Genomic DNA, 1,444 nt, shown 5'->3' with positions numbered 1-1,444 from the left:
CTGTGGACCAACGAGCGACTGGAGGGCGGCGATATCGACGGCGAGGCCGGCACCGCCTTCGTCGACGGCGGCGGCCTCTCGGTGCGCATGACGCATGGCGGCATCGCGCTGGAGCGCGGCAGCCTGGTCGACGTGTCCTCGGGGGCCACCCTGGCGCGCAACGGGCGGCTCATGGGCGGGCGCGGCGGCAGCGTGAGCCTGCTGGCCGGCGCCGCGCAGGTCGAGACCAATCTCGAGGAGAACCCGGGCGGTGCGCTGCTGCGCATCGATGGCGAGCTGCGCGCGAGCGGCGTGCTGGGCGGCGGCACGCTGACGCTGCAGTCGCCGGCCAACGTGCTGTTCGGGCCCGATGCCTTCCTCGAGGGCGGCACGCTCGCGGCCGGCACGCCGTCGCCGCTGACCATGGTGTTCGCGCGCGACGTGCACGTGGGCATCGGCGAACGCCTGCCGCAACGCATCTCGACGCCGTTGACGGTGTCGCTGCAGGACTTCGCGCTGCCGTACATCCTGAGTCCCACCAATGCCGCACCGCTCGTGACCGCGGCCGACTGGGTGCTGCCACCCAACGTCTCGGTCTACACGCCGCAGGGCTTGCTGCCGCCCGGCAGCCCGGTCCCGGCGGGCACGCGCATCAATGCCTTCGGCGGCCAGTTGCCGACGGGCACGGTGCTGCCTTCGGCCGTGTTCCCGCTCGGCATTCCAGTCCACCCCTACGTGCTGACCCAGGAGGCGGGCGAGCGCTCGGCGATCGCGGCGGTCTATCTCGCGGGACGCCTGATCGAGCGCGGCGCGCACTTCGACGAAACGATCGCGTTCGCGCCCGCGCTGCGGCTCGATCCCGCGTTGCTGCAAAGCGGCTTCTCCAAGTACCGGATCGGCAGCTTCAGCGGCGTGCGCGTGCTCGACGATCTCGCACCGCGCGTGCCGGTGCTGCGCGCCGCGGCCGATGCGGGCGAACTGGCCAGCGGCACCGACACCGCGCGCGCGCTCGAGCGCTGGCTGCCGCCGCTGTACGCCGAGGATGCGCCGCGGCATCGGCTGAATTCGCGCACCGGCGCCGACCTGAGCCTGCAAGGCGCCGAGCTCGAGCTCGCGCGCGGCGTGCGCATCGAGGTCGATCCGGGGCGCCAGGCGCGCCTGGTGGCGCAGGGCCAGCTCACGGTCGAGGGCCAGGTGATCGCGCCCGGCGGCGACATCGTGCTGGCCAGTGCCGCCACGCGCGGCACCACCGATCCGAAGCTGGCGCCGATCGGCACCTCGATCTGGATCGGCGGCGAGGCCGTGCTCGACGCCGCGGGCCGCGCCCACGTCGCGATCGACGACCACGGCCTGCGCTACGGCATCGCGCCCGATGGCGGCTCGATCCGCATCGGCCTCGAGGACTACACGCGCGCCGACCGCGACTACCTGAAGACCTCCGGCATGCACGTGATCCTGCGGCCCG

1 protein-coding gene is annotated in these 1,444 nt (G+C 73.5%); it reads left to right on the top strand.

The window, feature by feature from the left end; translation table 11 throughout:
• Positions 1 to 1,444 (top strand): hypothetical protein (locus AC27VN_RS41330; RefSeq protein WP_490880492.1); only part of this gene is annotated, 1,444 nt, incomplete at both ends.

The organism is Variovorax sp. 20P10.2.4 (assembly GCF_058244205.1).
This window is presented reverse-complemented; position numbering and strand designations above follow the sequence as displayed.